The following is a 26,119-nucleotide window of genomic DNA, read 5'->3' as shown; positions in this document are numbered from 1 at the left end:
TTAATTGATTCTTTTTAATGAATGGAGATGAAAAATGAGAGAATTAAACTCAACAGAAGTTCAGCAGGTGAACGGCGCAACGATTGGCCTGGGTCTGGCTATTATCGGCAAGGTTGTTAACAGCTGGGGAAACGCGTGGAATAATGCCTGGGGCGGTTGCACGCCAAAACCGCCGGTATGTAAACCTGAGCCGCCGGTCTGCAAACCAGAACCGCCTAAATGCGATTAATCGTATTTAGATAACGCCACGTAAAATGCGGCAGGCTTAATGTTTTATTCATTGAGCCTGCCTTATTGCTGGCGGATAACCTGCGCTATCTGCGTAGTTAACTTGCCCCCCACTGCGTCAGCAGCGCATGCAGCCTGGCCGGCTCCAGCGGTTTGCGCAGCACCAGATAGCCTTCCTGCTCGGCCTCTTGCAATATCTGCGAGTTGAACTCGCCGCTGACCATGGCGCCGCTCACGTCCGGCAGGCGTTCGAACAGCGCTTTGAGGATGTCGAAACCGCTCTCGCCGGAACGCAGGCGCTGGTCGCACAGCACGGCGAACGGCGTAAAGCCGTCGTTGACGATGGCGAAGGCTTCCTCGGCGGAGGCCGCGCAGCGCACGGTGATGCCCCAGGTGCTCATCAGGCTCTCCCAGGCGGAGGTCACCAAGGGATCGTCGTCCACCACCAGGCAGGCGCCGCGCAGCGGCGCATAGCGGATGGGCGTGGCGGTGTTGTCGTAGGCGGCCGCGGTTTCCGGCGCTTTGTCTTCGCCGATGTATTGCGTGAAGCGCATCCAGAAGCGTGAGCCTTTGCCTTCGACGGAGTGCATGCCGTACTTCACCTTCATCAGCTTGGCGCAGCGCGCCACCACCGCCAGCCCCAGCCCGTGGCCGGCGCTGTCGATTTTCCACGCCAGCTCGGGGCGGTAGTAAGGGGAGAAGATTTTGCTTTTCTCTTCGTCGGCGATGCCCACGCCGGTGTCCCACACTTCCACCAGGCACTCGGCGCCGCGCGGGCGGATGGCGATCAGCACGCCGCCCTGTTGCGTGTAGCGCAGGGCGTTTTGGATCAGGTTAATCAACGATTGCCGCACCAGCAGCGGGTCGCCCATCACGCTGATGCGCCGTTTGGGCCGCCAGGTGCGCAGCGCCAGGGCGCGGCTGTTGGCCTCTTCGCGGAACAGGGTGATCACCGAGTCGAGCAGGGCGCCGATATCCACATGGGTGGCGGCGGTGCGCACGTTGCCGGATTCGATCTTGCTGAGATCGAGCAGTGAATTGAACATCAAATGCACCGAACGCACGCTCTGCTGCAGATCCAGCAGCTGCGGTGTCAGGCTGTCGTCGCGGTTTTTGTGGATGATGGCTTCGATCAGAAAGCCCATGGCGTGCACCGGCTGGCGCAGATCGTGGCTGGCGGTGGTCAGGAACTGGTTCTTGTCCAGCAGCGCCTGTTCCGCTTCCTCTTTAGCCTGGCGGAACTGCTCCGCCAGGCGCGAGCTTTGTTCCTCGAGCAACGCCTGCTGAATAAAGAACGCATGTGAGGTTAACGCGTGGCGGTAAATGGCGAAGCCGTACAGCAAGTTCAGCATCAGCACGATGAACATCACGTCTTCCAGCCGGCAGATGATGCCGAGGTTCAGCAGCCCCCAGGAAGCGAAGAAAAAGCGGGTAAAGGTGCTGATAACCGGCGTCAGATGCGTTGCGTTGGCGGCGACGATCGCGGCGATGCTGATATTGAGCAGCAGAAAAAAGTCAAAGTTATGGGTCTGCGGCGTAATTAAATAGAGTGATGAGATCCCCAACCCGTGAATAAACGCCACCTTATTAATGCGCGGCAGCCAGCGGCGCAGCACGGCGTCTTCATCATTTTCTTTGGCCTCATGCAGGTAGCGGCGGTGCCATATTCGGATCGCCACGGCGCATAGCAGGTAAACGATGATCCAGGTAATGGTTGGGCCGAGTTCATCACCCAGCAAATAAATCCAGATGGCGAACGGGATGCCGACGAAAGGCACGGCGGTGAAACTGAACACCAGCCGCATGAAGGTGTTGTCCAGCAGGCGGATCTGCGCGCGTGGGGAGATACCATCATTTTGTAAATTCTGGAAAAACCTCATGACGACGGATCCCGTTTGCCGTGCAACAGCGTGATGGCCTCTACCCGGCTGTTGACGCCGATCTTTTTCAATATATTGCTGATATGTTCTTTGACGGTAGGTTCGGAAATAGAGAGTTGCGTCGCGATTCTTTTATTTGGTAAGCCGCGCAACATCATGGTTAATACGTCGATTTGTCTCGGCGTTAAATTGAATTTATTTAAATGGTCATGGCTGCTTTTAATAGCGCATTCATTTCCCTCCGGGAACCACTCCTGATTATTGTTTAGCGCAAAAACCGCCCTGGCGAATAATTCAGGTGGCTCGTTTTTTAATACGAATCCGTGCCCGCCGGCAGTGTGCACTTTCTGCCAGATATCGTTATTCTCGTCGCCGCTGACCACTAAAATCCGTACCTGCGGATAACGCTGTTTTACTTCTTTGAGTAATATCAATGCGGTACCGGAGGAGAGCCAGAAATCGATCACCAGTAATCGCGGTGGGCCATTTTCCCTAATATGACGGTAGCAATTCTCTTCATTGGTCACCACATGCGCCTGTTTGAATCGGCAATGCGTGCTGAGAAAATTAGCGATGCCGCTTGCTACCAATGGATGGTCATCAACGACCAACGCATAATCCTGCCCCAAAGGATTCTCCTTTCGCCTTCACAGTTCAGATAAGTCTGATGAATTATTATCAACCCTCCCTACTTTAGGAGGGTTTTTTCGTTTAGGAAAGGGAAATATATTATTCGAGGATTTGGATAAGAGAAAACATAAAGCCAATCGATAATTTTAACTGATTGGTTATAAAGGATAATTTATGAAGAAACCACTTATCGCTTTAACCGTGACGATGATGATAGCCGGTTGTTCCACCCTGAAAACCGATCAGGCCATTCCATTGCTGCAGGCGGAAACCGCCAAAATGTTGGGCCTGGGCTCGTCGGACGAAATTACCGTGACCAACGTCAATGGCGCGCAGCCGGATGCGCTGGGCGGCCAAAAACTTTCATATCGTGCCACCACGGAAAAGGGCCGTATTTTCGATTGCTCGTCGCTGATGATGCCGGGAATTTTAGGTTCGTCGCCGTCGTTGAGCGCGCCGACCTGTACGCCGGTGGTCACGCATAAATAATTTGCTTTGGGGGCGGTATTTCCGCTTCCTGGTTTTCCATCGTCGGAGCGTCAGCGCCGGGGGGCAATAAGCTTTTGCTTCGACGATCACTAAACCGGCGTGCGCGAAATAACGCCTCACATTTCCTCTAGCGCAGTGAGTTTACCCATAACAATAAATTTCGCGCCATCATGCCAACGAGTACGGAGATAGCCCGTGAATGACAAGACATCGCACCCTTTAGCGGTTAAAACACCGCTTTCCAAACTTTACCTCGCTCTATTTTCCGCGCCGCTGCTGATGCTGGCACCCGCCGATATCGCTCGCGCAGACGATGCTATTTTTGACGGCGACTCAAAAATTACCGAATCATTGGCCTACACCGGGGACGTTTACGTCGGCCGCAATCAAAGCGGCAATCTGCTGATCGAGAATGGCAAGATCAGCGCCTATAACATCAATATCGGCCGGATGTTCAACGGCCAAATTCATGACAGCCTGGTCACGGTTCGCGGGCCGAACGCTGAGCTGAACGCGGTGAACGATCAGTTCGTGCTGCGCGGCGGCCTGAATCTGGGGCGGGGCACCCTGCGGGTTGAAGACGGCGCGCTGGCCAGCGCAAAAGAGATCGTGGTCGGCACCACGCGCGGCTATGACAGCCACCTGATCGCCACCGGCGCCGGTTCCCGCGTCACCAGCAATTTTCTCAGCGTCGGCACCGACTTAGGGGCGCGATCCACGCTGGCGATTGAAGACGGCGCGGTGTTGAATACCGCCTTTGACGCGCGCATCGGTAATGGCAGCGGGCCGGGCGAGACCGATACGCTGAGCCCGAAGGCCACGGTCACAGGGGCCAATTCCCAATGGAACGTTGGCCGCGCGCTCACGCTTTACGGCGATCTGGACGTGCTGAACGGCGGCGCGGTCAACGTCGGTAATATTCAGGTGGCGGGCGTCTCCGGCGCGCGTAAAACCGCCGAGCTGACGATCGCCGGCAGCGGCTCGCGCGTGACCAGCGGCAGCAGCGTCAACGTCGGTGATTACGGCAATGGCGTGTTGGCGGTCATGGATGGCGGAACATTCTCCGCCGGCGGCAACGAAGTGGTGCTGGGCAAGACCGGCTCCGGCTCGAACCGCGGCGCGCTGATTATCGGCAGCCGCGGCAATATGGATACCGGCACCGGGTTGACCGAGCCGACGCTCGGCGCGGCGGGCGCCGCAGGCACTATCGATGCCCAGACGGCGATCGCCCTGCGGGGCGGGCTGTTCGGCAGCTATGTGTACTTTAACCATACCGACGGCAATTACGTCTTCAGCAACAAGATGAGCGGCGAAGGTGAGGTGATCAACACCGCCGGGCACACGACGCTAAACGGCGATCTCACTGGGCTGCAGGCCAACGTTACCGCGCGTGGCGGTAAGCTCATCATCGCCAGCGATATCAATACCCAGAAAGAAGACGATATCTTCGAGATCCAAACCCTCAGCGCCGAAAACGGCGGCACGCTGATCCTCAACGCGACGGCGGGTTCCGACGTCAATAACGGGCAGGGCTACAGCAGCGCCGCGTCGATCAAGGCCGGTGGCACATTGGGCGGCAACGGCACGCTGGGCCAGACCGAGATCCAGTCCGGCGGCCATATCTCGCCCGGCGACGGCAATATCGGCACGCTGACGCTGAAACGCTACCTGAATTTTATCGGCGAATCCTTCTATGACGTCGATATCGCCGGCGACGGCCGCAGCGATCAGTTGCTGGTGGCGGGCAAAACCACCATCAGCGATCGGGCCAAGGTGCAGGTCACGGCGCTGGATCCGCAAACCAGCTATAAAACCGGCCAGAGCTACCGCATTCTGACCTCGGACGGCGGCATTGACGGCCAATTCGCGGCGGCGGTCTCCAAGTCTGCCTTCCTCGATGTGGCGTTAAACCACAGCCCCAACGCCGTGGATCTGACCATCGCGCAGAAAGACACGGGCGGTGAAAACCCTGGCGGCGAGAATCCGGGTGGGGAAAACCCAGGCGGTGAGAATCCAGGGGGCGAGAATCCGGGTGGGGAAAACCCAGGCGGTGAGAATCCAGGGGGCGAGAATCCGGGTGGGGAAAACCCAGGCGGTGAAAATCCGGGGGGCGAGAATCCGGGAGGGGAAAACCCAGGCAGCGGCAAGCCGGGCATTTTCCAAACGGTGGCCGAGAGCGGCAACCAGTGGAATACCGCCGGTGCGCTCTCGACGTTGTTGCAGAACGGCCCTTCGCTGGCGCTGTACAACTCGCTGCTGCTGCTGAGTGCGCCGGAAGCGCGCGAGGCGTTCAATCAGCTGTCCGGCGAAGTCTATCCGTCGATGCAGTCTAACCTGATTGCCGGCAGCACCCAGCTGTTCAACGTGCTGAACCAGCGCATGCTGCGCCTGTTCGACAACGACAGCCTGCCGATACCGCCGTTGGCGATGTCGCTGGTGCAACCGGCGCAGGCGCAAAACAGCGGCGTCTGGGGGCAGACCTTCAGTTCCTGGGGCAGAAACAGCGGCAACGGCAACGTGGGCAAGCTGGATGGTAACACCACCGGCTTCCTGTTGGGGGCGGATCGCAAGCTGGCGGACCATAACGTGCGCATCGGCGGCTACTTCGGTTACAGCCGCGGTGACTACGACGTCGACAGCCGCCGTTCCAAGGCCGATACCGACAACTACCACCTCGGCCTGTATGCGGCGGGGCAACAGGATGCGTTCTCGCTGCGCGGCGCGCTGGGTTACACCTGGCACAAGATCGAAGGCAAGCGCAACGTCGATTTCAGCGGCTTCTCGGATCGGCTGAAGTCGGATTACGACGCCAACTCGCTGCTGGCGTTCACCGAAGCGGGTTACCGTTTTGGCCAGCCGGAGATGAACGTCGAACCGTTCATTAACCTGAGCTACATCCGCCTGCATACCGACAGCTTCCAGGAGTCGGGTGGCGCGGCGGCGCTGAGCGTGCGCAATGAAACGATGAACACCTTCTACTCCACGCTCGGGGTGCGCGGCGTGACCGAGCTGCCGAAGAACGTCAGCCTCTACGGCTCGCTCGGCTGGCAGCACGCCTACGGCGATAAGAACACCTCATCGCGCATGGCGTTTGCCGGCAGTGACGCGTTCGTCACTCAGGGCCAGGCCGTGGATGACAACGTGATGGTGGGCGATATCGGCGTGAGCGTGAAACTGTCGCGCGCCGCGACGCTGGATGTCGGCTATCAGGGGCAATTCGGCGCCGATACCCGCGTTAATTCGGTCAACGCCAACCTGCGCTGGTCGTTCTGATTTTTCCTCTAGACTTCTCTGGTACTTGCAGGCCCGCTTGATGCGGGCCTTTTTTATGGTGAACATTAAGTTTCCCGTGAGCCTGCGTAAGGGGGCGCTAAGACATTTCCCGATATGAGCAGGGCGGGATTGCCTGTATGATTAATGTTCTTCTTAGCATGGGCAAGGGACTGATTTTCCAATGCGTGACTTGACAAGGCCGTTAACGATTTTCACCAGCAAGAAGCCTTTTAACGACCGTTTTGCTGATGATATGCAATATGGCGATATGGATGAACGTACACTTAAGCAACGGTACCGTTTGGGGCAAGTATCAACGTTTATCGATTGGAGTACTTATAAATCGCCTTATGATCATCCGGCAACGCGAAATATTCCGGCAGCTGGAAAAGAAAAGGCGGTTGCAATGCTTTTTGATGAGCTGAGAGCTGCATCGAGATACTTTTCTTTTACTGGCGTTTATCAAGGGCTGATAGTTAAACTTTTCAATCATATGCAGTACAATAACGGAACTGACTTTCAAGATGTTCAAATGGACTTAGCCTATAAAAGGTTGATACTGAGCGATAAATCAGAAAATAGTACGCTAATTCGAATTAAAAGTGTTCTCGATACCTTTGATTTTAACTCATATCAGTTGAATAAAGATGCATTTACTCTTCAGTTATCACAGAGCCGTTTGCCAAAGTATGTTCGCTGGGAAGATTGCATAAATGGAATGGGAGTCAGTGTACATGAGGTCAATAGTACAGAGATCAGTATTGATTCTTTGTTTTTTCAAGATAATAAATATACTGCTGTGATTAGCTATAAAGCTCAGGATCATTTTGGGTTAGATAAAGAAGATATTAGTAAATTAAAGTTTAGTTCTATTGGGTTTTTCAGGATTTGGTTTGTACTTCAAAGGTATAAAGAGTTCGCGTTTAGACCCTTTTTCACCAACTTTGGCGCGAAAATAATAGTGACAGGTGAAAACTATGCTTAACAAAAAAAAGGTTGCGTTCTTTTCTTTGGTCGCCGTAGCGGCTCTTTGGTTGGTTTGGGTGCTTGTCAGACCTGCTAATGTTGTGCGGGTTGATGGTGCTGCTGTTTATGTTCAATACCTTCCGCTGACCACGGAAGGTAAAATATCTTGGTGGAATGATAATAAAGATAAACTTCAGGATAAGTATCATATTATCAAAGACGAGAATCATTTTACCGTTGCCGTAATGAATTTTGACGGCTATGTTGCCGCTCCGACTGGCAGCAATGATGGAAGTATTGATGACTATCATTGTCTTAGCGAGGGTGATGCCAAGAATAAATGTATCTATAAGGATATAGCGATGATTATTAATGGTGATGTTAATAAAAGAGTTTTTATCAGTCTGGATGGGAAGACTTTCGCTCAAGAGCGTGACGGTAAGACCACGCTGTTAAAAAAATAGTGACTCTTACCCTCTGAGTTTTTCCTCGCTTTCAATCAGACTCGTCTAAGTGGTGCTTAGGCTTTCGCCCTCGCCAAGCCCGCACAACGGCGGGCTTGGCGAGGGCGAAGGGCGTTTAACGCCCTTTTTTCTTACGTCCTGGCTGGGCAAAGCGTTTGCGGCCGGCCGGCGCAGCGGCTTTGTCGGCGCCTTTCGGCCCGCCGGTGCTCGGCTTTTTCGCCGCGGCGGATTTGGCCGGGGCCTTCTTCGCCGGCTTGGCCTCGGACGAAGAGCCTTCAATCAGTTTGAACAGTTCAATCAGCTCGTCATCGGTCAGATCGCGCCATTCGCCCAGCGGCAAGCCTTTCAGGCTGACGTTCATGATGCGCGTGCGTTCCAGCTTGGTGACCTCGTAGCCGAAGTGTTCGCACATGCGGCGGATCTGGCGGTTCAGCCCCTGCACCAGCGTGATGCGGAACACGAAAGGCGCCTCTTTCTTCACCTTGCACTTTTTGGTCACCGTGCCCAGCATCGGCACGCCGGCGCCCATACCGCGAATAAACTCGTCGGTCACTGGCTTGTTGACCGTCACCAGATACTCTTTCTCGTGATTGTTGCCGGCGCGCAGGATCTTGTTGACCAGGTCACCGTGGTTGGTCAGAAAGATCAGCCCCTGCGAATCCTTGTCCAAACGGCCGATCGGGAAGATGCGTTTGCTGTGGTTGACGAAGTCGGCGATGTTGTCGCGCTCGCCGTCTTCGGTGGTGGTGACGATGCCGACCGGTTTGTTCAGCGCGATCAGCACCAGATCTTCTTCATTGCGCGGTTCGATCAACTGACCGTTAACCTTCACCACATCGCCGGCAAATACCTGAGCGCCGACGGTGGCGCGTTTACCGTTGATGAAAACGTTGCCCTGTTCGATGTATCGATCGGCGTCGCGGCGTGAGCAGATACCGCTCTCGCTAATGTATTTGTTCAAACGAATGGATGAGTTAGTCAGCATGGGATCTCCGTAAAACGCGGACTATACATTACCCGCAGGGGATTACGGAAGCTGTTCGAGAATAGATGCAATAGCGCAAGGTGATGCATGCGCCATCAATGCTGATTGGGCCTTACTCATTGCTTATTCTATCATTACGAGTTAACAATATTCACAAAATCAATAAGATAGATAGAATTTTATTTGCTGGATATTATCGGTGCTCAGCCAAAGGATGGGGGAAATAAAATGCTTCGCTGCTTTTTAGTTCATAATGGAAACAAAATAAACACTCTGTTGTGTCAAGGGGTTGGGATGTTCTCTGTGTTTTCTGGTAATAAACAGTATACAAATCAACCAGGATGCACAGATGTTCCCAATCACGGGGCTATACCAGCCGGTACTTACTGGATTGTGGATCGGCCGTCCGGTGGTTTAAAGTCGCAGACTATTACTTTCATAAAAGATATTGTGACCAATGTAGATCACAATAGTTGGTTTGCTTTATACAGAGATGATGGAACAGTTAACGATAGAACATGGATTAACGGCATTATGCGTGGACAATTCAGGTTGCATCCAATCGGCCCACTTGGATTATCCGAAGGATGTGTAACCTTTTATTCCCAAAACGAATTCAATCGTCTGCGAGCTGCATTGCTGAAATCGAAAACAGCCAGAGTTCCGGGAACGACATTACAGGCATATGGGACTATCGAGGTGAAAGGCTATGAAAAAACTTGCCCTGTTGCTCGCTAACGTATTGGCTGTTGTTGGGCTGGCTGTGCTGACAATAAAGCTTTTTCCTGTACCCAGGCTAAACCAGAATCAAACCGCTTGGCTGATTGACGCCAGTGGGTTTTTCCATTTTAACGATACGGAATGGTTTGGTGCGCTCGTTTTTGGCGCGGTTTATCTGCTGGCTGGGTGTCTGGAATGGCTCTTTATCCGCCAGGTTTTTCAGCGGGTGAGCTGCGGGCACCGCCACTAACTCTCATCACCGTTCCTCCACCTTCACCACCCGGGTATTCAGCGGGGTGAGCGTCTGCCCGGCGCTGCCGATCGGCGTCAGGCGCGGGACGGGGCGGCCGCTGTCGCTTTCCACCAGCGTTGAGTGCGCCTCTCCCTCGGCGAACAGATGATCTTCCCCCCACTGGCGCAGGCCGACGATCACCGGAAACAGCGCGCGGCCTTTCTCGGTCAGCACATATTCCTGATAGGCGCTGCCGTCTGCGGCGGGCACGATCTCCAGCACGCCGTGCGTCACCAGGGCGCGCAGGCGGGTGGCAAGGATATTCTTCGCCATCCCCAGCCCTTTTTGAAATTCGCTGAAGCGGGTGACGCCGTCGAAGGCGTCGCGCACGATCAGCAGCGACCACCAGTCGCCAATCACATCCAGCGTGCGCGCCACCGGGCACGGCGCGTCTTCCAGGCTTTTACGTTTCACGGCGTTTATCTCCAGCTGCACATTCTGGTTGCATTATAAAACCTCTACGCCTAAAGTGCATTGGGTTTAATAATGAAACCAGATTGAGGTATGCGATGAGCGACAAACTGTTGGATCCTCCCTGCGCGGCGCTGGGGCGCCTGCCGGCCACTCTGGTGCTGCTGTTGGCCGCCGCCAGCGCCTTTAGCGTGGCCAACGTTTACTATGCGCAGCCGCTGCTGGACGCCATCGCCCATGATTTTTCCATCAGTCTGGCGGCGGTCGGCATGGTGATCACCGTGACCCAACTGGGCTGCGCGCTGGCGCTGCTGTTGGTGGTGCCGCTGGGGGATCGGCTGAATCGGCATCGGTTGCTGGCGGGGCAACAGCTGGGGCTGATCGGCGCGCTGCTGCTGGTGGGCTGGGCGCACAGCGCGCCCTGGCTGCTGGCGGGGATGCTGCTGGTGGGGCTACTGGGCACCGCCATGACGCAGGGGCTGATCGCTTACGCCGCAGCCCTGGCGGCGCCGCAGGAGCGCGGGCGGGTGGTTGGTGCGGCGCAGGGCGGAGTGGTATTGGGGTTGCTGCTGGCGCGTACCCTGTCCGGCGCGCTGGCGGACGTCGGCGGCTGGCGCACGGTGTACTTCTTCTCTGCCGGGGTGACGCTGGTATTGCTGCCGATCCTGTCGCGCCTGCTGCCTGCGCCGCGCACCGCTCCCAGTACGCTGAGCTATCTCGCGCTGCTGCGTTCAATGCTGACCCTGCTGCTGCATGACCGCACGCTGCAAATTCGCGGCATGTTGGCGCTGCTGATGTTCGGCGCTTTCAGCCTCTTTTGGAGTTCGCTGGTGTTGCCGCTGAGCCAGGCGCCGTTCAACTTCACCCATGCCGCGGTGGGGGCGTTCGGCCTGGTCGGCGCGGTGGGCGCGCTGGCGGCGGTGCGCGCCGGGCATCTGGCGGATCGCGGGCTGGGGCAGGCGGCCAGCGGCGTGTGTCTGCTGCTGTTGACGCTGGCCTGGCTGCCGCTCGGTTTGCTCGGCAGCGGCCTGGTTTGGCTGGTGGCGGGCATCGTGCTGCTGGATCTGGCGGGCCAGGCGATCCACGTGCTGAACCAGAGCATGATCTTCAGTGCCCACCCGCAGTCGCACAGCCGGCTGGTGGGCTGCTACATGCTGTTTTACGCCGTCGGCAGCGGGCTGGGCGCCTTTGCCGGCACCCATATGTATGCCTGGGTGGGGTGGAGCGGCGTCTGCTGGCTGGGGGCGGGCGTCAGCCTGAGCGCGCTGCTGTTTTGGCGGCTGACGCTGTGCGGGATGCCGGATGCCGCGGGTAAGGGCTAGCGGGCCAGCGAATGCATCAGGTAATAATCTTCTTCGCCGTCGTTGCCGGTAGAGATGATGCGCCAGCCGTGTTTGCGGTAGAACGCCAGCGCCTTTTCATTCTTCACCAGGCATTTCAGCGAGCCAGTGGCGGTGAAGGTGGCTTCCGCCGCCTGCAGCAGCGCACTGCCGACGCCGCGCGGCGGCTGATGGGGATCGACATACAGGTTATGAATGAAGTTGTCTTCGCGATAGACGGAGACGAATCCCAGCAGCGTGCCGCCGTCTTCTGCTACCCAAATCGCTTCGCCCAGCGTCGCGCCGTCGAAATCTTCCAACTGATAGTTTGAGGTATCGCGCCAGCCGAACGCCGCCTTGCGCGACGCCAGGTACAGCGTGCGCAGGAAGGGGCGATCGGTCTCTTGGTAGGGTCTTATCTGCATGGCATCTCCCGGTGGTTTGTGCTCACTATAGCGCATTGCGCGGCGTATGCCTGCCGAGCCGATTTATTCGCTTGTTTGTCCGCGCCGCCGCTGGCATGATCCCCTGCAGGGATTAACGCAACGTTGATCACAACCTATTGATTTTCATGACTCGGGGTGCCCTTCTACGTGAAGGCTGAGAAATACCCGTATTACCTGATCTGGATAATGCCAGCGTAGGGAAGTCACGGCCGCCCAGCCGGCGCCGCCTTCTTGAACGCCGGTTGGGAGGAATATGATCGCTCGACCTGATGCACTACCCGGCGCGCGCGCCGCGGCCTGTCTGACCCAATTCCAACAGCGGCCTCCGCTGATCCACTGCCTGACCAACGAAGTGGTGCAATCGCTGACCGCCAACGTGCTGCTGGCGCTCGGCGCCTCCCCGGCGATGGTGGTGGAGCCGCAAGAGGCGGCGCAGTTCAGCGCGCTGGCCGATGGCCTGCTGATCAACGTCGGTACCCTCAATGCGCTGCGCGCCGAATCGATGCGGGCGGCGGTGGCCGCCGCCAATCAGGCCGGCAAGCCCTGGACGCTGGATCCGGTGGCGGTCGGCGCGCTCTCCTACCGCACCGCCTTCGCCAAACAGCTGCTGGACGAGAAACCGGCGGCGATACGCGGCAACGCCTCGGAAATTATGGCGCTCAGCGGGTTGTTGGCCAGCGGCCGCGGGGTTGACAGCGGCGACGATTCGCTGGCGGCCTTGCCCGCCGCGCGTGAGCTGGCACAGCGCAGCGGCGCGGTGGTGGCGGTCACCGGCGCGGTGGATTACGTCACCGACGGCCAACGCGATTGGGCGATCGAAGGCGGTTCCCCGCTGATGACGCGGGTGGTGGGCACCGGCTGCGCGCTGTCGGCGGTCGTGGCGGCGTTTTGCGCCCTGCCGGGCGATCGCCTGGACAACGCGGCGACCGCCTGCCGGGTGATGTCCCACTGCGGCGGCCTCGCGGCCAGACAGGCCGGCGGGCCGGGCAGCTTTACGCCGGCGTTCCTCGATGCCTTGTATCAGCTGCGCGGGGAGGATCTGTGATGAAACGCATTAACGCCCTGACCATCGCCGGCACCGATCCCAGCGGCGGCGCCGGCATTCAGGCCGATTTGAAGGCTTTCTCGGCGCTTGGCGCCTACGGCACCTCGGTGATCACCGCGCTGGTGGCGCAGAATACCCGCGGCGTGCAGTCGGTGTATTACATCGATCCGGCGTTCGTCGCCGCGCAGCTGGACTCGGTGTTCAGCGACGTGCGCATCGACAGCGTCAAGATCGGCATGCTGGCCAACGCCGACATCGTGCAGGCGGTGGCCGAACGGCTGCGCCATTACCGGCCGGAGTTCGTGGTGCTGGACACCGTGATGCTGGCGAAAAGCGGCGATCCGTTGCTGGCGCCGGAGGCGGTGGCATCTATTCGGCGCGAGCTGTTGCCGCTGGTGTCGATCATTACGCCGAACCTGCCGGAAGCGGCGGCGCTGCTGGCGTGCGCGCCGGCGGAAGATGAAGCGCAGATGCGCGAGCAGGGGCGGGCGCTGCTGGCGATGGGCTGCCGGGCGGTGCTGATGAAGGGCGGCCACCTGAGCGAAAACGAGAGCCCGGACTGGCTGTTTAGCGCAGAAGGCGAGCAGCGCTTTACCGCGCCGCGCGTCGCTACCCGCCACACCCACGGCACCGGTTGCACGCTCTCGGCCGCGCTGGCGGCGCTGCGCCCGCGCCATGCCGACTGGGCGGCTACAGTGGCCGCCGCCAAGGACTACCTGCAACAAGCGCTGCAACAGGCGGACACGCTGGAAGTGGGGCACGGTATCGGGCCGGTGCATCATTTCCATGCCTGGTGGTGAGTCAACTTTTTGCCACAACCGTGGTCTGACTGGTTCAGGCCCGGTTTTATGGGCGAAACCTGATTTAACCTAGGGAGAAGGACTATGACGGGACACCAGGCGCTGCGTTGCGCCCTCTTCGGCGCACTGCTCAGCTTCAGCGCGGGCAGCTTTGCCCAGCAGATCGTCACCACGTCGGATTTGATTCAGCAGCCGGGGTATCAGGCCAGCTGGCAAAACATGGTGAAAGGCCAGGCGCGGATGCCGGGCTGGGCGCGTAAGGGCGTCGGCACCTCAACGCCGGCGCAGAATCTGAACTGGAAGGGCAAAGAGTATCTGGTCGGCAATCTGTGCAAGCCGCACGACTGCGGCAACAACTTTTTGATCGTGGCGTTCAGCGCGGACAAATCCCAGGCCTGGGGCGTGCGGGTGGAAGTGGAAGATCGGCCGGAAGCCGTCGATCATCCGAAGAAGTATGCCAAGTACCAGTGGCTCGGCAAGCCGAATGACGACATGAAAGCGCTGCTGAAGCAGCAGTTCGAGAACAATCCCGACTGGAAATGATCTGACCGGGGGCGCCGGTGATGGCGCCCCCGGCGTTGATCAGCCGATGCCGGCCTGATGCAGATCGTGCAGGTTGAGCGCCCCCACCAGCACGCCGTTCATATCGACCACCGGGGCCGCGCTGATGTGCTGTTCGTGCAGCGCTTCCAGCGCCTCGCCGGCGCGCCACTGCTCCGGCAGCCGATAACCGGGGCGGGTGATCGCCGGGCTGAGCGGATCCTGCAGGCTGTTGCCCTTCACCAGCCAGCGGCGCAGGTCGCCGTCGGTAAACACGCCCACCACCCGCTGCTGCGCGTCGCAGACCGCCACTAACCCGAGCCCGGTGCGGCTCAGCTCCAGCATCGCTTCCATCACGTTGGCGCTTTCGCTCACGCGCGGCAGGCGATCGCCGGTGCGCATCAGGTGATGCACGCGGTTCAACAGGCGCGCCCCCAGGCTGCCGCCCGGGTGCGAGCGGGCGAAATCTTCCGCGTTGAAACCGCGCTGGCGCATCAGCGCCATCGCCAGAGCATCGCCCATCATCAGGGTGTTGACCGCGCTGGAGGTCGGCGCCAGCCCCATCGGGCAGGCTTCGCGCTCGACGCCGATATCCAACACGCAGGCCGCGGCCAGCGCCAGCGGCGACTCTTTGCCGCCGGTGATGGCGATCACCGGAATGCCGTTCTCCGCCAGCAGCGGCAGGATCAGATCCAGCTCTTTGGCGCGGCCGGAGTAGGAGATGAACACCACCACGTCGTCGGCGCCGATCATGCCGAGATCGCCGTGCAGCGCCTCGGCCGGGTGCACGAAGAACGACGGCGTGCCGGTGCTGGCCAGCGACGCGGCGATCTTCTTGCCGATATGGCCGGATTTGCCGATGCCGGAAATCACCGCTTTGCCACGGCAGTTGAGCAGCAGTTCGCAGGCGCAGACGAAGTTGTCGTCCAGGCGCGCCAGCAGGCGTTGCGCTTCGGTCAGCTCGATCTCCAGCGTTTCGCGGGCGAAGGCGAGCAGGGCATTGGCGTTACTCATCGGGGTCTCCTACCAGAAGGATATTGATGCCTTTCGCCTGCAGGGCGGCGAGGTAATCGGGGTTGATGTCTCGGTCGGTGATCAGCGTGTCGACGGCGCTGAGTTCGCACACCACGTTCGGGCTCTTGCGGCCGAATTTCGAGGAGTCTACCAACAGAATAATGCGGCCGGCGGCTTCGCACATCGCTTTGCTGACGTTGTGCACTTCGTTGAAGGTGGTGACGCCGGCGTTGAGATCGACGCCGTCCGCGCCGATAAACAGCTTGTCGAAGCTGAATTGCTGAAACGCCGATTCGGCCAGGCTGCCGTGGAACGAGGCCGATTTTTTGCGGTAGGTGCCGCCGGGCATCAGGATGGTCTGATCGTTGTCCAGCTCCACCAGCGCGTTGACGATGGTCAGGCTGTTGGTCATCACCGTGATGTTATTGAACTGCGCCAGGTGCGGCACCATCTGCAGCACCGTGCTGCCGGCGTCGAAGATCAGCGAGTCGCCGTCGGCGATCAGCGCCACGGCGGCGCTGGCGATGTGGCGTTTTTTCTCGGTGTTGATATGGGTTTTGCGGTCGATCGGCTGATCGCCATCGTCGCGGCTGAGCACCACGCCGCCGTAGGTGCGGATCACCTCACCTTCTTCTTCCAGCAGGGTGAGATCCTTGCGGATGGTGGTGCCGGTGGTGGAGAAATGCTCGGCCAGGGCGTCCACTGCCGTTTTGCCATGCCGCTGCAGATATTCAAGGATAGCGGCCTGCCGCTGCTTTGGTTTCATCGCGATTCCCGTTCACAAGAGTTGGGCATTTCCTCTCGCTGAATAATTCACTATGAAAGGTAATGTCTTTTAATGTGAAAATATCACGATTTGGGCGCAATCGCTAACGATAGTGCAGACTGGCATGCGCGATCCTCGGGGAAGATCACATCCGGGCGTAAATCCCGCTGATGCAAACCGTGCAATCGAGGCAGCGGGCGGGGCCGGGCGAAAACGGTCAGGCCGCGCAGTAACAGGCTGCCGCACACCCGCCGATCGGCGTCGAAGGCCAGCGCCAGCACCACTCGCGGGCGGAAGCGGCCGCCGGAACGGCCGACGCCGACGGCGCCCAGCCGGCACAGGCCGTCGAAGGCGCGGTTGAAGCGCTGCAGTTGCCACCAGCCGAAGGCGATTTGCAGCAGCCAGGCCAGCAGCGCGAAGGCGATCAGAGCTTGAGTCATGGGGGTCTCCTTAGGCCCCCTTCCGTGGAAGGGGGCGTCGATGGCGTCAGAACATCACCTGGCCGCCGGTGATGTTGATCGATTGGCCGGTGCAGTAAGAGGCCTTGTCGCTGGCGTAGAACAGCAGGGTGTTCAGCACGTCCTGGTAGTCGCAGCCGCGCTTCAGCGGCACTTTGTCGATGTAGTACTGCTCCACCTGGTCCGGCGCGATGCCCAGTTTTTGCGCGTACTGCGGCAGCAGCGACTGGAACATCGGCGACTTCAGCAGGTTGCCGAGCATCAGCGAATGCACGGTAATGCCGTACTCCGCCAGATCGAGCGCCAGCGACTGCGTCAGCCCCACGCCGCCGAACTTGGCGGCGCTGTAGCCGGAGTTGTGCTTGCTGCCGACCTTGCCGGACTTGGAGTTGATCTGAATGATGCGCCCGGCGATGCCGTCGCGGATCATCAGGCGCGAGAACTCGCGGGCGCAGAGGAAATAGCCCACCAGGTTCACCTGCAGCGAGCGGTCGAAGTCGCCCAGCGGGAAGTCGGTGATCGGCGCCGCCTTGGCGATGCCGGCGCTGTACACCAGCAGGTTGGCCTGGCCGAACGCCCGGTCAACCGCCGCCGCCAGCGCGATCACGCTCTGTTCGTCGGTGGCGTCGGCCTGAAAACCGCAGGCGCTGCCTGCGCCAAACGCTTCGTTGATCTGCTGTGCCACCTGATTGGCGCTGTCGGCGTTCAGATCGGCCACCGCCACCCGATAACCGGCCTGCGCCAGCCCGTGGGACAAAAAGGCGCCTAACGTTTGGCCGCCGCCAATCACTACAGCTACTTCAGACATGGTCTACTCCTTATGCGATAAATGACAGCGTGCTGCCCAACGGGATATCGGTCGGCGTCGGGCCGGAAACGTGGATCGAGCCGGGGAATTCGGCTTCGGCTTCGCCGTCGAAGCGCACGGTGATGTGGCCCAGTTCGCGCAGGTTCTGCGTGGCGACGCTGCCGACGGCGGTGATGGCGTAGCGATGCTGCGCCAGCTCCATCACGCCGCCGACCTGCAGCTCACCGGCGGTCGCGCCGTGGCGGTGGATGAAGCAGAACTCTTCGATATCCGCCGGCGCGCCTTCACGGAAAGTGATCAACATGTTGTCCAGCAACGCGTCGCGGGCGCAGCCACCGATCTGCGTGATGGTGGTGTGAAAAATGGTGTGCATAAACGTCTCCCTGGAAATCAGCTTATTGATAAATGAAGGCCGAGGCGGCCCAGGCGATCAACACCGTCGGCGCGCCGGTCAGGAAGCGGCCGACCAGCACCGAGGGCACGCCGACCCGCACGGTGTCCTGCTTGGCTTCCGCCAGCGACAGGCCGACCGGAATGAAGTCGCAGGCGGCCTGCGCGTTGATGGCGAACAGCGCGGGCAGCGCCAGCTGCGGCGGAATATGGCCGAGGCCGATCTGCACTCCGACCAGCACGCCGATCACCTGGGCGATGACCGCGCCGGGGCCGAGGAACGGCGACAGCAGCGGGAATGAGCAGATCAGCGCCAGCGTCACCAGGCCGATCGGGCTGTTGGCGAGCGGCGTCAGGCCGTGAGCGATAAAGTCCCCGAGGCCGGAGGCCATGATGATGCCGATCAAGGCCGAGACGAACGCCATAAACGGCAGGATGGTCTTCAGCACGGTGTCGATGGTGTCGCGCCCGGCCTGGAAGAACACCGCCACCACCGATCCCATGCCCATGCCGACCTTCGCCAGCAGCCCGTCGCTTTGCTCGGTGATCTTCTTGCTGGTGTCGTAGTCGCGCGTCTTGGGCGGTGCTGCAACGGCGGCGGGTTGGCTATCTGCCGCTTCGATTCGGCTGATATTGTGGTCGCGCACGCCGGAGACATAGATGTCTTCGAGGATAAACTGCGCCAGCGGGCCGGACTGGCCGGTGGCGTGGATGTTGACCGTCGGAATACGGCGTTTCGGGTACAGGCCGCAGCGCAGGGTGCCGCCGCAGTCGATCACCGCCACGCCGATCTCTTCTGCCGGCGGCTCGCCCTCTTTGAAACCGTCGACGGCCGGCCAGCCGGTCAATTCGCTGAGGCGATCGACGATCGAAGGCCGGGTGCCGGCGGTGATGTACACCACTTTCTTGCCGGGCTCTATCGGCAGCTCCAGGGGGCCACCCCAGCCGCTGGCGCCTTTTTCAATACGGATATAAGCACTCATGCTGCACTCCACGAATTAAAGTTGCACCTGGCGATCCAGACGGATGCCCATCTTGCGTTCGAACAGGCTGGTGGTCAGATCGGTGACCCAGCCGCGGAAGAAGTTGGTGAACAGCCCCACCAGGAAATAGCTCACCGCCAGCGGGCCGAGCGGCAGGCCGAGGGTGGTCAGGCCGCTGGCGATACCGAGGTAAACGAACAGCTCGCCCGGATTGATGTGCGGGAACAGGCCGTTCATCGAGTGGCAGCTGTAGGAGGCCGCCGCGTAGTAGCTCGGCTTGTATTTCTCCGGCATGAAGCGCCCCAGGCTGAGGGTCATCGGGTTGCAGAAGACAAAGGTGCCGATCAGCGGCAGCAGCAGATAACGCGAGACGGGGTTGCCCGCGCAGCGCTGCGCCAATCGTTCGATACGTTCCTGGCCAACAAATTTGATCAGCGCGTTCATGATTACCAACAGGCTGATCAACAAAGGTAAAATGCCGGTCACCATGCCGACAAACACTTCACCGCCTTTCTGAAACAGGCCGATAAACCACTCGGCGCCGTGGGTGATTAGCTCAATCATTATGTTCTCCTGTAATGGACTGATATGGCCTGGAGCGAACGGCGGCTCTGTCGCCATGGGCCTTACAGTAGTCACTTTGTTGGGCTATTTGTTTTAAATAGATCACAATTTGAAAGATAAATATTTTATTTTGAAAGCTTAAAGTGAAAGAAAGAGAAGGTCTGTGGCATGAGTGGGAGAAAGCGGGCACAAAAAAGCCCGGCGAGCCGGGCTTGAGGACAGGTGGTCCGTCACATCAGGCGATGGTGACCTTCTTGTCCAGGTAGGCGTCTTGCACGGCGTTGATCAGCGCCACGCCGTCTTTCATCGATTTCTTGAACGCCTTGCGCCCCAGGATCAGGCCCATGCCCCCGGCGCGTTTGTTGATCACCGCGGTGCGCACCGACTCCTGCAGGTCGTTCTCACCGGCGGCGCCGCCGGAGTTGATCAGCCCGGCGCGGCCCATGTAGCAGTTGGCCAGCTGGTAGCGCACCAGATCGATCGGGTGATCGGTGGTCAGCTTGGTGTAGACGCGATCGTCGGTATAGCCGAATTTCACCGCGCGGTAGCCGCCGTTGTTTTCCGCCATTTTCTGTTTGACGATGTCGGCGCCGATGGTGGCGGCGATGTGGTTGGCCTGGCCGGTCAGATCGGCGCTGGAGTGGTAGTCCACGCCATCCTTGTTGAACGCCGGGTTGCGCAGATAGGCCCACAACACGGTGACCATGCCCAGCTCATGCGCGCGCTCGAAGGCGATCGAGATCTCTTCGATCTGGCGGCGCGACTGCTCGGAGCCGAAGTAAATGGTGGCGCCGACCGCCACCGCACCCATGTTGAATGCCTGCTCGACGCTGGCGTACAGGGTCTGGTCGTACTGGGTCGGGTAGCTCAGCGTTTCGTTGTGGTTGAGTTTGACCAGGAACGGAATTTTATGCGCGTAGCGGCGCGATACCGACGCCAGCACGCCGTAAGTGGAGGCGACGCAGTTACAGCCGGCTTCAATCGCCAGCTCGACGATGTTCTTCGGATCGAAATACAGCGGGTTGGCGGCGAACGAGGCGGCGGCGGAGTGCTCGATGCCCTGATCGACCGGCAGGATCGACAGGTAGCCGGTGCCGGCCAGGCGGCCGTGGTTGAACAGGGTTTGCATCGAACGCAGCACGCTGTTGGGACGGTTGTTATCGATCATTACGCGGTCGACGAAGTCGGCGCCCGGCAGGTAGAGATTCTCGGCGGGGATAGTGGTACAGCGGTGTTGCAGCAGATCTTCCGCTTCCTTTCCTAGCAACTGCACAATATCAGTCATGATTCACTCCCGATTAAGCTTCTTCATACACCGGCAATGCAAGGGTTTTTGACCACCGGCGCAGTAAAAAAGCGGTGATTGAAGCTGTAAAGCGATACTACCGAACTGGATCCGGCAAGGACAAACAATAGATGCGATTGAGAGGAAATGCCATTTGCGAGGCCAAATACGCGGGGGCGATCGCCCCCGGCGCGCTAAGCGATTGATTATTCGATCTCGAACCACTCGGTGTTCTGCAGGGCGATCGGAGGAACACGCTGCGCCCGACAAGGTCAGCCCAGCAGGGCGCAGTTAGGCGGCAGGCGGCATTTGATGGCCTGCGGCAACACTTCAATGCGGAAATGACGGCCTTTGAGCGGTTCGCCGTCGAGATTGAAGGTCATTTCATGCGGCGCGTCGATCTCGAGCCACGGCAGCGCTGCGCTGAGGATGCTGTTGCTCTCTTCGTCGTTGAACAGGGCGGCGACCAGCGCCGGCAGCAGTTCATCGGCGATCAACAGGCGCAGCTGCAGCAGGCCGTCGTTGATCAGCGCACTGGGGCACAGCTCCTGGCCGCCGCCGGCCTGTTTGCCGTTGCCGATGCCGATCACCAGTGCTTCGCCGGCCCAACGGAAGTCAGGCCCGCGAATTTCACAGCGGTCGGCCTGCAGCGTATCCATGCGCAGCAAGCCGTGCACGAAGTAGGACACGCCGCCCAACGCCGCCTTCAGCTTCTCCGGCGTTTCGGTGGTGATGCGGGTGCCGAAGCCGCCGGTGGCCATGTTGATGAAGTAGCGTTCGCCGTTGACTTTGGCCAGATCGATCGGCACCGAGCGGCCCTTGATCGCCAGCTGCAGCGCCTGTTCCGGCGACGGGGGAATATTGCAGGCCATGGCGAAATCGTTGGCGGTGCCGAGCGGCAGGATGCCCAATACCGGCCGGTTGTGCGCCGGCAGTTGCATCAGCGCGGCGGCCACTTCGTTGATGGTGCCGTCACCGCCGCCGGCGACGACGGTGCCGACGCCGAGCTGTGCGGCTTCCGCGACGTAGCGCGCGGCGTCGCCGTGCTCCCAGGTCACGCGCACGTACAGCGTGATTTGCTCTGCACGCAGGCGTTTGACCGCCTGACGCAGCTCTTCGTTACCGGCGCCTTTGCCGTTGAGAATAAGCAGGGCGGGCGCATGTGAGTGTTGAGGCATTGCCGATCTCCTCCGGCGGAAAACCAAGAATGCTTCAAGATAAACCAGCTGCCGCCACCAAGCCATCAGAATATTCAGCTAATTCTGGTTATTCCCCGGCGCTCAGTGAATATGAAGCAAGGCGAATTTATCTGAATTTTACGCGGAAATAAGCCAAGTTTTAAAGACGAGAGGATTAATCGCTGTAGCGTTATTTATATATCGAAGCGGCGTGATTATTATTATTAAAACGGATAACGGGAATAAGTTATGGAAATAAGCGCAGAGAAAAAAATAGGCGTGCCCATAAAAGAAAAAGCCAGCCCAAGGGAGATTGGGCCGGCTAAGGAGGTGGTTCCTAGTATTGCTATGCAAATATTTTCGTTGTTCGTTTTAAGCAGCGTGATAGTAACCAAGCTACGCGCACATTGATGTGATCCAATTCTAATATTTGCTAAAAATCGCCGCCGAATGACGGCGATTCATTGTTATGCCCCGACGCTATTTTCTTCCGCCAAATTGCGGATCAGCAACGCATAATTGAGATCGATATCCTGTGGGATCGGCAAATAAACAATATGGCCGTTGCCCGGCGCCACCTCAATCGGTTCGCCTTTCTTATTTTGCATGCTTTCGAGGGTGAAGACCACGTTGCCGCCCGGCGTCATCATCTCGACGCTGTCGCCGAGTGAGAACTTATTCTTCACGTCGACCTCTGCCCAGCCATCGCGGCGCACGCCGGTGAATTCGCCGACAAACTGCTGGCGCTCGGAGAGCGAGGAGCCGTAGTCGTAATTCTGCTGCGCTTCGTGCACGTGGCGGCGCAGGAAGCCTTCGGTGTAGCCGCGGTGCGCCAGGCCTTCCAGCGTGGTAAGCAGGGTCGGATCGAAGGGTTTGCCGGCGGCCGCGTCGTCGATGGCGCGGCGGTAGACCTGGGCGGTGCGGGCGCAGTAGTAGAAGGACTTGGTGCGGCCTTCGATCTTCAGCGAGTGCACGCCGAGCTGCGTCAGACGCTCCACGTGCTGGATGGCGCGCAGATCCTTGGAGTTCATGATATAGGTGCCGTGCTCGTCTTCGAAGGCGCTCATATATTCGCCTGGTTTTTGCGCTTCAGACAGCATGAACACCTTGTCGGTCGGTGCGCCGATGCCCAGCGTCGGCTCGACGGTTTGCACCGGGATCGGCTCGTGCAGGTGCACGATATTGCCGGTGTCATCCTCTTTGCCTTCTTCAGCCTTATACTGCCAGCGACAGGCGTTGGTGCAGGTGCCCTGGTTGGGATCGCGCTTGTTGATATAGCCCGACAGCAGGCAGCGGCCGGAGTAGGCCATGCACAGCGCGCCGTGGACGAAGATTTCCAGCTCCATGTCCGGCACTTCGGCGCGGATCTCGGCGATCTCTTCCAGCGACAGCTCGCGCGAGAGGATCACGCGGGTCAGGCCCATTTGCTTCCAGAACTTCACCGTTGCCCAGTTAACGGCGTTGGCCTGCACCGACAGGTGAATGTCCATCTGCGGGAAGGCTTCGCGCACCATCATGATAAGGCCGGGATCGGACATGATCAGCGCATCCGGGCCCATATCGATAACCGGCTTCAGATCGCGCAGGAAGGTTTTCAACTTGGCGTTGTGCGGAGCGATGTTCACCACCACGTAGAATTTTTTGCCCAGCGCATGGGCTTCGTTGATGCCCTGCGCCAGATTCTCGTGGTTGAATTCGTTGTTGCGCACCCGCAGGCTGTAGCGCGGCTGGCCGGCGTAAACCGCATCGGCGCCATAGGCGAAGGCGTAACGCATGTTTTTCAGCGTTCCGGCCGGGGAGAGAAGTTCCGGTGTAAACATAGTGTGTCTCGGTCTGATTTCAGGTCAGTATACCTCTGTCTTTCGAACTGCAGCGTTGTTGGCTGCATTCGCTCACTCCAGTCACTTGGTTGACCAAGCTCCTGGAGACTCACGAACTTGCCGCCTAGCTGCCGTGTGAAAGCCAGTGGGTATATCGCGCCCCAGATGGCGCAGTAAAAGCGGGGGATTGTAGCCGCAGCGCAGCAAGAAATCAGCAGTTAACCGGATTTATTCAAGGGAGATTGATCCCGGTCAAACGGAAAACGCGCGATGGCGGCCACCGCGCGGGCGACACGGGGGATCAGGCGCTCAAATCGCGGATATCGGTGGTCGGGCCGTTTTTCATCACCGACTGGATACCGTTTTTGGCTGCGCTTTCGGAGCTGTACATTTCGCTGACGCCGATCACCTGATGGTTCTTGGCCTTCAGCACAAAATAGGGCTGATTGCTGGTGCTGTGCTTCAGTTCAAACTGCGCTTCGTGCGGCGCATTGGTCTGCACCGAGGCGATGCCGTTCTCCGCCGACGCTTTGCTGGCATACATCTCGCTGGCCAGAATGATCTCGCCGTTACTGGCTTTCAGGTTGAAGTGGTACTGTCCGTTCTTTGCTTTTTTCAGCTCGTAATGACCGATTGCCATGGTTCTTCTCCTGTAGGTTCCGATTCGTGATGTAAGTGTAGCCAATCGCTTGAAAATCGGCGGCTAAACCTCACAGCAGCTTAGTCTAAAAAATGCGCAGCTTTCTTGCGCCGGCGCGGAGTTTTCATCCGAGAAGCCCGCTGCCGCACGGGAAGCTAAGGGAAGGCGTGGTGATTGCGCAGTGCGCCGCATAACAAGGGGAACAGGGTTTCACCCCGTGAGATTGTGCGTTACGGTTTGGCCGTATCGTCAATGTGGATGAAAAATGAGCGATACATCTTGGCATCGACACGCTACAGGCATATGCTTTGGCCTATGCCTGCTGTGGAGGTGTCGAGATGGAAAGAATCGCAAAGCTGTTTAAAAACGGCAGAAATCAGGCGGTGAGGTTACCGGTGGAATTTGAATTTGATACGGATCGTGTCTATATCCGTCGCGATCGGGAGGGCAACGTGATTTTATCCAAATATCCGGCAAAGCCGGACAGCTGGGCACCGCTGCTGAGCATTATCGCCCAAACGCCGGTGCCGCAAGAGTTTCTTGGCGCGGAAGATCGTCAGCAAGGGGTTGCAGACCGCGATCCATTCTCAGAGGAAGAGTAGGCGATGTACATGTTTGATACCAACACCGTCAGCCACTTGTTTCGGCAGCATCCGCAGGTGCTTAACGTCATGGAAAAGCTCCCGCCTTCTGCCGTATGTATTTCCAGCGTCACGGAAGCGGAACTGCTTTACGGTGTGGCTAAACGGCGGAACAAGGCGTTGCAAAGCATGGTCGAGGCCTTTCTTGCCGCGGTGACGGTCTATGCATGGGATAGCGAGGCCGCCCGCTGCTACGGTGAAATGCGCGCGAACATGGAGAGAAAGGGCAAAATCATGGGCGCGCTGGATCAACTGATCGCCGCTCACGCGCAGAGCCGTGGCGCGACGCTGGTGACCAACGATCGCGCATTCGCCATGGTGCCCGGGTTGGCGGTTGAAGACTGGACGCGCTGATCCCCTAAATCCCATTCACCAGCCGGCAGGGCTCGGCTTCCCAGCGGTAACCGACGCCGTATACCGAGCGGATAAAGGATTTTTGCCCGTCGATCAGCTCCAGCTTGCGGCGCAGGTTTTTGATGTGGCTGTCGATGGTGCGGTCGGTGACCACCCGATAGTCGTCATACAGGTTGTTCAGCAGCTGCTCGCGTGAAAACACGTTGCCCGGCTGGCTGGCCAGCGTTTTCAGCAGGCGGAATTCCGCCGGCGTCAGATCCAGCAACTGCCCCTGATAGCTGGCCTGGAAACGCGGCTCATCGATGTGCAGCAGGTCATCTTCCCGCGCATTCTCCTGCGGCCGATAGCTGCGGCGCAGGATGGTTTTCACCCGTGCCACCACCTCTCGTGGGCTGTAGGGTTTGCAGATGTAATCGTCGGCGCCGATCTCCAGCCCCAACAGGCGATCGATCTCTTCGATTTTCGCCGTCACCATCACGATAGGCACGTCGCTGAAGCGGCGCAGCTCGCGGCACACCGTCAGACCGTCGGCGCCCGGCAACATCAGGTCGAGCAAAATCAGCGCCGGCGGATGCTGGTGCACGGTCGGCACCACCTCGTTGCCGTTGGTCAGCCAGCGGGTGGCGTAACCCGCCGCCTGCAGATAGTCCACCAGCAGCTGGCCCAGCTTGGGCTCATCTTCAACAATCATGATCTGCACGGGGTGATTCTGAATGTCCATCAGGGCGCC

30 protein-coding genes and 1 riboswitch are annotated in these 26,119 nt (G+C 59.0%); of the genes, 13 read left to right on the top strand and 17 right to left on the bottom strand.

The annotated features are described in order from the left end of the window. The first annotated feature begins 34 nt into the window (after positions 1-34). Positions 35-229: a hypothetical protein gene (locus tag C3F38_RS26285; protein WP_127897174.1), complete on the top strand. Its 195-nt coding sequence runs from the start codon at positions 35-37 to the stop codon at positions 227-229. A 97-nt stretch (positions 230-326) separates the two neighbouring features. On the opposite strand, the gene C3F38_RS21365 is transcribed toward C3F38_RS26285, so the two are convergent. Further along, positions 327-2,108, bottom strand: coding sequence for a hybrid sensor histidine kinase/response regulator (locus tag C3F38_RS21365; RefSeq protein ID WP_055316293.1), 1,782 nt, complete (start codon positions 2,106-2,108; stop codon positions 327-329). Continuing rightward, a complete protein-coding gene (locus tag C3F38_RS21360) occupies positions 2,105-2,737 on the bottom strand; it encodes a response regulator transcription factor (RefSeq protein WP_055316295.1) in 633 nt (210 codons plus the stop codon). Before C3F38_RS21360 ends, C3F38_RS21365 begins: the two co-directional genes overlap by 4 nt. A 175-nt stretch (positions 2,738-2,912) precedes the next feature. Between C3F38_RS21360 and C3F38_RS21355 the strand changes: the two genes are divergently transcribed. The 4 genes from C3F38_RS21355 to C3F38_RS21340 all read left to right on the top strand — a co-directional run bounded on the left by C3F38_RS21355 (position 2,913) and on the right by C3F38_RS21340 (position 7,930). Next, positions 2,913-3,227 (top strand): hypothetical protein, encoded by a 315-nt coding sequence (locus C3F38_RS21355; protein WP_025303891.1) that lies wholly within the window; start codon positions 2,913-2,915, stop codon positions 3,225-3,227. Between the two features lie 195 nt (positions 3,228-3,422). After that, positions 3,423-6,500: an autotransporter domain-containing protein gene (locus C3F38_RS21350; RefSeq protein WP_103767457.1), complete on the top strand. Its 3,078-nt coding sequence runs from the start codon at positions 3,423-3,425 to the stop codon at positions 6,498-6,500. Between the two features lie 181 nt (positions 6,501-6,681). Continuing rightward, entirely contained in the window at positions 6,682-7,485 is an 804-nt protein-coding gene (locus tag C3F38_RS21345) for a DUF3289 family protein (RefSeq protein ID WP_033655342.1), read from the top strand. Further along, positions 7,478-7,930, top strand: coding sequence for a DUF943 family protein (locus tag C3F38_RS21340; RefSeq protein WP_038872474.1), 453 nt, complete (start codon positions 7,478-7,480; stop codon positions 7,928-7,930). Before C3F38_RS21345 ends, C3F38_RS21340 begins: the two co-directional genes overlap by 8 nt. Before the next feature lie 115 nt (positions 7,931-8,045). On the opposite strand, the gene rluF is transcribed toward C3F38_RS21340, so the two are convergent. Next, positions 8,046-8,915: a 23S rRNA pseudouridine(2604) synthase RluF gene (rluF, locus tag C3F38_RS21335; RefSeq protein ID WP_038873794.1), complete on the bottom strand. Its 870-nt coding sequence runs from the start codon at positions 8,913-8,915 to the stop codon at positions 8,046-8,048. Between the two features lie 183 nt (positions 8,916-9,098). On the opposite strand from rluF, the gene C3F38_RS21330 reads away from it, so the two are divergent. Together C3F38_RS21330 and C3F38_RS21325 are read left to right on the top strand one after the other, a co-directional pair. Further along, the gene (locus tag C3F38_RS21330) at positions 9,099-9,653 is read left to right on the top strand and encodes a DUF2778 domain-containing protein (RefSeq protein WP_223182026.1); all 555 of its coding nucleotides are present in this window, start codon (positions 9,099-9,101) and stop codon (positions 9,651-9,653) included. Then, positions 9,625-9,885, top strand: a complete 261-nt coding sequence (locus tag C3F38_RS21325; RefSeq protein WP_038873791.1) for a DUF1158 family protein — start codon at positions 9,625-9,627, stop codon at positions 9,883-9,885. Before C3F38_RS21330 ends, C3F38_RS21325 begins: the two co-directional genes overlap by 29 nt. 6 nt (positions 9,886-9,891) lie before the next feature. Here C3F38_RS21325 and C3F38_RS21320 read toward each other — a convergent pair whose 3' ends face one another. After that, positions 9,892-10,341, bottom strand: a complete 450-nt coding sequence (locus C3F38_RS21320) for a helix-turn-helix domain-containing protein (RefSeq protein ID WP_033648951.1) — start codon at positions 10,339-10,341, stop codon at positions 9,892-9,894. A gap of 95 nt (positions 10,342-10,436) precedes the next feature. Between C3F38_RS21320 and C3F38_RS21315 the strand changes: the two genes are divergently transcribed. Next, entirely contained in the window at positions 10,437-11,660 is a 1,224-nt protein-coding gene (locus C3F38_RS21315; RefSeq protein WP_047730086.1) for an MFS transporter, read from the top strand. On the opposite strand, the gene C3F38_RS21310 is transcribed toward C3F38_RS21315, so the two are convergent. Next, positions 11,657-12,082, bottom strand: coding sequence for a GNAT family N-acetyltransferase (locus C3F38_RS21310; RefSeq protein ID WP_055316300.1), 426 nt, complete (start codon positions 12,080-12,082; stop codon positions 11,657-11,659). The genes C3F38_RS21315 and C3F38_RS21310 overlap by 4 nt on opposite strands. A 142-nt stretch (positions 12,083-12,224) precedes the next feature. Further along, positions 12,225-12,321: riboswitch (TPP riboswitch) on the top strand. A gap of 35 nt (positions 12,322-12,356) precedes the next feature. On the opposite strand from C3F38_RS21310, the gene thiM reads away from it, so the two are divergent. From thiM to C3F38_RS21295, 3 genes are all read left to right on the top strand, one after another. Then, the gene (thiM, locus tag C3F38_RS21305) at positions 12,357-13,148 is read left to right on the top strand and encodes a hydroxyethylthiazole kinase (protein ID WP_038873781.1); all 792 of its coding nucleotides are present in this window, start codon (positions 12,357-12,359) and stop codon (positions 13,146-13,148) included. Further along, a complete protein-coding gene (gene thiD, locus C3F38_RS21300) occupies positions 13,148-13,948 on the top strand; it encodes a bifunctional hydroxymethylpyrimidine kinase/phosphomethylpyrimidine kinase (RefSeq protein ID WP_055313797.1) in 801 nt (266 codons plus the stop codon). The genes thiM and thiD overlap by 1 nt, the downstream gene beginning before the upstream one ends. A gap of 84 nt (positions 13,949-14,032) precedes the next feature. Further along, entirely contained in the window at positions 14,033-14,491 is a 459-nt protein-coding gene (locus C3F38_RS21295) for an inhibitor of vertebrate lysozyme family protein (protein WP_033639640.1), read from the top strand. 39 nt (positions 14,492-14,530) lie between these two features. Here the strand turns inward: C3F38_RS21295 and gutQ are convergent, their stop codons facing one another. The 11 genes from gutQ to C3F38_RS21240 form a co-directional block, all read right to left on the bottom strand. Next, positions 14,531-15,502 carry an arabinose-5-phosphate isomerase GutQ gene (gene gutQ, locus C3F38_RS21290; protein ID WP_038873772.1) on the bottom strand — a complete coding sequence of 324 codons (972 nt, stop codon included), beginning with the start codon at positions 15,500-15,502 and terminating at the stop codon, positions 14,531-14,533. Further along, on the bottom strand, positions 15,495-16,268 hold the full coding sequence (locus tag C3F38_RS21285; protein ID WP_033635559.1) for a DNA-binding transcriptional repressor: 774 nt from the start codon (positions 16,266-16,268) through the stop codon (positions 15,495-15,497). The genes gutQ and C3F38_RS21285 overlap by 8 nt, the downstream gene beginning before the upstream one ends. 83 nt (positions 16,269-16,351) lie before the next feature. Continuing rightward, entirely contained in the window at positions 16,352-16,708 is a 357-nt protein-coding gene (gene gutM, locus C3F38_RS21280) for a transcriptional regulator GutM (protein ID WP_038873770.1), read from the bottom strand. Positions 16,709-16,754: 46 nt separating this feature from the next. Next, complete coding sequence (srlD, locus tag C3F38_RS21275) at positions 16,755-17,534, bottom strand: sorbitol-6-phosphate dehydrogenase (protein ID WP_047730089.1); 780 nt, start codon at positions 17,532-17,534, stop codon at positions 16,755-16,757. A gap of 10 nt (positions 17,535-17,544) precedes the next feature. After that, entirely contained in the window at positions 17,545-17,907 is a 363-nt protein-coding gene (srlB, locus tag C3F38_RS21270) for a PTS glucitol/sorbitol transporter subunit IIA (RefSeq protein ID WP_038873767.1), read from the bottom strand. 22 nt (positions 17,908-17,929) lie between these two features. Next, a complete protein-coding gene (locus C3F38_RS21265; protein ID WP_047730090.1) occupies positions 17,930-18,907 on the bottom strand; it encodes a PTS glucitol/sorbitol transporter subunit IIB in 978 nt (325 codons plus the stop codon). Between the two features lie 15 nt (positions 18,908-18,922). Beyond that, positions 18,923-19,471: a PTS glucitol/sorbitol transporter subunit IIC gene (locus tag C3F38_RS21260; RefSeq protein WP_004941528.1), complete on the bottom strand. Its 549-nt coding sequence runs from the start codon at positions 19,469-19,471 to the stop codon at positions 18,923-18,925. A gap of 235 nt (positions 19,472-19,706) precedes the next feature. Beyond that, entirely contained in the window at positions 19,707-20,756 is a 1,050-nt protein-coding gene (gene fbaB / locus C3F38_RS21255) for a class I fructose-bisphosphate aldolase (RefSeq protein WP_033644067.1), read from the bottom strand. 272 nt (positions 20,757-21,028) lie between these two features. Continuing rightward, the gene (gene yegS / locus C3F38_RS21250; protein ID WP_038873764.1) at positions 21,029-21,934 is read right to left on the bottom strand and encodes a lipid kinase YegS; all 906 of its coding nucleotides are present in this window, start codon (positions 21,932-21,934) and stop codon (positions 21,029-21,031) included. Positions 21,935-22,401: 467 nt separating this feature from the next. After that, positions 22,402-23,754, bottom strand: a complete 1,353-nt coding sequence (gene yegQ / locus C3F38_RS21245) for a tRNA 5-hydroxyuridine modification protein YegQ (RefSeq protein WP_038873761.1) — start codon at positions 23,752-23,754, stop codon at positions 22,402-22,404. Positions 23,755-24,055: 301 nt separating this feature from the next. Then, positions 24,056-24,394 (bottom strand): YegP family protein, encoded by a 339-nt coding sequence (locus tag C3F38_RS21240; protein WP_038873760.1) that lies wholly within the window; start codon positions 24,392-24,394, stop codon positions 24,056-24,058. Between the two features lie 338 nt (positions 24,395-24,732). Between C3F38_RS21240 and C3F38_RS21235 the strand changes: the two genes are divergently transcribed. Together C3F38_RS21235 and C3F38_RS21230 are read left to right on the top strand one after the other, a co-directional pair. After that, positions 24,733-24,996 (top strand): antitoxin, encoded by a 264-nt coding sequence (locus tag C3F38_RS21235; protein ID WP_004941563.1) that lies wholly within the window; start codon positions 24,733-24,735, stop codon positions 24,994-24,996. A 3-nt stretch (positions 24,997-24,999) separates the two neighbouring features. Continuing rightward, positions 25,000-25,389, top strand: coding sequence for a type II toxin-antitoxin system VapC family toxin (locus C3F38_RS21230; protein ID WP_047730091.1), 390 nt, complete (start codon positions 25,000-25,002; stop codon positions 25,387-25,389). Positions 25,390-25,393: 4 nt separating this feature from the next. Here the strand turns inward: C3F38_RS21230 and baeR are convergent, their stop codons facing one another. Continuing rightward, positions 25,394-26,110 carry a two-component system response regulator BaeR gene (gene baeR, locus C3F38_RS21225; protein ID WP_047730092.1) on the bottom strand — a complete coding sequence of 239 codons (717 nt, stop codon included), beginning with the start codon at positions 26,108-26,110 and terminating at the stop codon, positions 25,394-25,396. Between the last annotated feature and the right edge of the window lie 9 nt (positions 26,111-26,119).

It is taken from the genome of Serratia sp. SSNIH1, from assembly GCF_002935055.1.
GTDB classification, from domain to species: domain Bacteria; phylum Pseudomonadota; class Gammaproteobacteria; order Enterobacterales; family Enterobacteriaceae; genus Serratia; species Serratia nevei.
The sequence above is the reverse complement of the archived record's forward strand: the minus strand, read 5'-3'. Positions and strand labels throughout refer to the sequence as shown.

What these genes read in the sequence shown, in the direction of transcription:
- C3F38_RS26285 (WP_127897174.1), top strand. Translation starts at nt 35, where the DNA reads ATGAGAGAATTAAACTCAACAGAAGTTCAGCAGGTGAACGGCGCAACG.
- C3F38_RS21365 (WP_055316293.1), bottom strand. Translation starts at nt 2,108, where the DNA reads ATGAGGTTTTTCCAGAATTTACAAAATGATGGTATCTCCCCACGCGCG.
- C3F38_RS21355 (WP_025303891.1), top strand. Translation starts at nt 2,913, where the DNA reads ATGAAGAAACCACTTATCGCTTTAACCGTGACGATGATGATAGCCGGT.
- C3F38_RS21345 (WP_033655342.1), top strand. Translation starts at nt 6,682, where the DNA reads ATGCGTGACTTGACAAGGCCGTTAACGATTTTCACCAGCAAGAAGCCT.
- C3F38_RS21340 (WP_038872474.1), top strand. Translation starts at nt 7,478, where the DNA reads ATGCTTAACAAAAAAAAGGTTGCGTTCTTTTCTTTGGTCGCCGTAGCG.
- rluF (WP_038873794.1), bottom strand. Translation starts at nt 8,915, where the DNA reads ATGCTGACTAACTCATCCATTCGTTTGAACAAATACATTAGCGAGAGC.
- C3F38_RS21325 (WP_038873791.1), top strand. Translation starts at nt 9,625, where the DNA reads ATGAAAAAACTTGCCCTGTTGCTCGCTAACGTATTGGCTGTTGTTGGG.
- C3F38_RS21315 (WP_047730086.1), top strand. Translation starts at nt 10,437, where the DNA reads ATGAGCGACAAACTGTTGGATCCTCCCTGCGCGGCGCTGGGGCGCCTG.
- C3F38_RS21310 (WP_055316300.1), bottom strand. Translation starts at nt 12,082, where the DNA reads ATGCAGATAAGACCCTACCAAGAGACCGATCGCCCCTTCCTGCGCACG.
- thiM (WP_038873781.1), top strand. Translation starts at nt 12,357, where the DNA reads ATGATCGCTCGACCTGATGCACTACCCGGCGCGCGCGCCGCGGCCTGT.
- thiD (WP_055313797.1), top strand. Translation starts at nt 13,148, where the DNA reads ATGAAACGCATTAACGCCCTGACCATCGCCGGCACCGATCCCAGCGGC.
- C3F38_RS21295 (WP_033639640.1), top strand. Translation starts at nt 14,033, where the DNA reads ATGACGGGACACCAGGCGCTGCGTTGCGCCCTCTTCGGCGCACTGCTC.
- gutQ (WP_038873772.1), bottom strand. Translation starts at nt 15,502, where the DNA reads ATGAGTAACGCCAATGCCCTGCTCGCCTTCGCCCGCGAAACGCTGGAG.
- C3F38_RS21285 (WP_033635559.1), bottom strand. Translation starts at nt 16,268, where the DNA reads ATGAAACCAAAGCAGCGGCAGGCCGCTATCCTTGAATATCTGCAGCGG.
- gutM (WP_038873770.1), bottom strand. Translation starts at nt 16,708, where the DNA reads ATGACTCAAGCTCTGATCGCCTTCGCGCTGCTGGCCTGGCTGCTGCAA.
- srlD (WP_047730089.1), bottom strand. Translation starts at nt 17,534, where the DNA reads ATGTCTGAAGTAGCTGTAGTGATTGGCGGCGGCCAAACGTTAGGCGCC.
- srlB (WP_038873767.1), bottom strand. Translation starts at nt 17,907, where the DNA reads ATGCACACCATTTTTCACACCACCATCACGCAGATCGGTGGCTGCGCC.
- C3F38_RS21265 (WP_047730090.1), bottom strand. Translation starts at nt 18,907, where the DNA reads ATGAGTGCTTATATCCGTATTGAAAAAGGCGCCAGCGGCTGGGGTGGC.
- C3F38_RS21260 (WP_004941528.1), bottom strand. Translation starts at nt 19,471, where the DNA reads ATGATTGAGCTAATCACCCACGGCGCCGAGTGGTTTATCGGCCTGTTT.
- fbaB (WP_033644067.1), bottom strand. Translation starts at nt 20,756, where the DNA reads ATGACTGATATTGTGCAGTTGCTAGGAAAGGAAGCGGAAGATCTGCTG.
- yegS (WP_038873764.1), bottom strand. Translation starts at nt 21,934, where the DNA reads ATGCCTCAACACTCACATGCGCCCGCCCTGCTTATTCTCAACGGCAAA.
- yegQ (WP_038873761.1), bottom strand. Translation starts at nt 23,754, where the DNA reads ATGTTTACACCGGAACTTCTCTCCCCGGCCGGAACGCTGAAAAACATG.
- C3F38_RS21240 (WP_038873760.1), bottom strand. Translation starts at nt 24,394, where the DNA reads ATGGCAATCGGTCATTACGAGCTGAAAAAAGCAAAGAACGGACAGTAC.
- C3F38_RS21235 (WP_004941563.1), top strand. Translation starts at nt 24,733, where the DNA reads ATGGAAAGAATCGCAAAGCTGTTTAAAAACGGCAGAAATCAGGCGGTG.
- C3F38_RS21230 (WP_047730091.1), top strand. Translation starts at nt 25,000, where the DNA reads ATGTACATGTTTGATACCAACACCGTCAGCCACTTGTTTCGGCAGCAT.
- baeR (WP_047730092.1), bottom strand. Translation starts at nt 26,110, where the DNA reads ATGGACATTCAGAATCACCCCGTGCAGATCATGATTGTTGAAGATGAG.